We start from the raw sequence: 1,568 nt of genomic DNA on the forward strand, positions 1-1,568 counted from the left end.
TACGTTGGATAGCTTGACGAGTGGGTTTAATATCGTCAAACATCTGACTCATAACCAAGAATTTGAGGGAATGCTAGGTTTTTCAGCAAAAGAGGTGGAAAATCTGTTGAATTTAGTTTTGAAAAATAGACGCAAAAAGCGAAAAATCCTGCAAGACCTACAAGATTATTACAATGGCTACAAGTTTTACCCATTGAGTAGGGAGAGTATTTACAACTCGGATATGGTGTTATATTTTTTAGACCAGTTTAGTCGTAGTCAGCAATATCCTTTGCAAATGCTTGACCCCAACATTATGCCTGATTATGGGAAACTGAAAGCGATGTTCCGAGTGGCTAATTGGCAAGCGAATGTGCAAGTTTTGCAAGAAGTCTTGGAAAAAGGGGCAGTAGTCAGTGAGCAGATTTATCAATTTAGTTTTGAAAAGGAGTTTGGAGAGAAAGAGTTCATCAATTTTCTGTTCTATTTAGGCAATTTGACTATTCAGCAAGCCTATCCTAATGGCACAATAGCCTTCAAGATACCTAATAAGGTCATAGCGGAATTGTATTGGCAGTTTTATGCAGAATTATTGGCTCAATATGCACATTTGCAATATTTTCCGAATGATGTACAAAAAGCAGTAGCCGAAATGGCATTAAGTGGTAATACAAGTGATTTTTTTGTTTTGATAGAAAAATTGTTACAGAACTTATCTAACCGCGATTTTATTCGTTTTGACGAAAAGCAGGTGAAAATGGCGATAATGGCGTATTTGGTTCAATCAAATATTTTTGATGTTCGCAGTGAGCAAGAAATCAGGGGGGGTGGGTATATGGATTTGCGTCTGTTGGTTCGTCCCAATAATCCCTTCAAACATCACGAGTTTTTGATAGAATTGAAATACTTGAAAAAAGAAGAAGAACATTTACTTTCAGAGACCTTGCAGGAGGCAAAAAATCAGGTGTTGGGGTATTATCAGAAAGATGAAAGCCTTCAAGGCAAAGAGATGTTACATCTGTGGGCAGTGGTGGTGGTGAAAGATAAAATTTTCGCACAAGAAGTTAAAATAACCTAAAGTCTATGAGTCAGCAGGTATTTTTTCCATACGGCGTGAGTAACTTTGCCGAGATTGTCAGGGAAGATTTTGTGTATGTAGATAAGACTTCGTACATAGAGCTTTTGGAAAAGAAGAAAGAAAAACGAGTAGTATATCTTCGTCCTCGTCGGTTTGGCAAGAGTTTGTTTGTGTCGTTGTTGGAGCATTATTATGACATCAATCGAAAAGCAGATTTCCAAAAACTTTTCGGTAAATACTACATTGGACAAAATCCTACACCTCTGGCAAATGGTTATCGGATTTTGTTTTTTAATTTTAGTGGAATCAATACTACTACTTTACAAAGCAGTTTTTCAGGTTTTTTGAGTAAAGTCAGGGAATCCATACAGATTTTTCAAAAGCTCTACGGCAAATTTAGCGAGTCTGAATTACAACAGATTTATGCTCACGATAGTCCTGAAAAGATGTTGAGCCAGTTTTTTGCTTTTTACATAGATGATAAAATTCCCATTTATTTATTGATAGACGA

At 36.5% G+C, this 1,568-nt stretch carries 2 protein-coding genes; both read left to right on the plus strand.

The genetic code is table 11. From position 1 onward, the window contains the following. On the plus strand, window positions 1-1,057 hold a 1,057-nt coding region (locus NZ519_13865; GenBank protein ID MCS7029840.1), incomplete at its 5' end, for an ATP-binding protein. 35 nt (window positions 1,058-1,092) lie between these two features. Further along, window positions 1,093-1,568, plus strand: a 476-nt coding sequence (locus tag NZ519_13870) for an AAA family ATPase (protein ID MCS7029841.1), incomplete at its 3' end; no start/stop codon positions are given.

The sequence above is a fragment of the Bacteroidia bacterium genome (assembly GCA_025056095.1).
Taxonomy (GTDB): Bacteria; Bacteroidota; Bacteroidia; order JANWVE01; family JANWVE01; genus JANWVE01.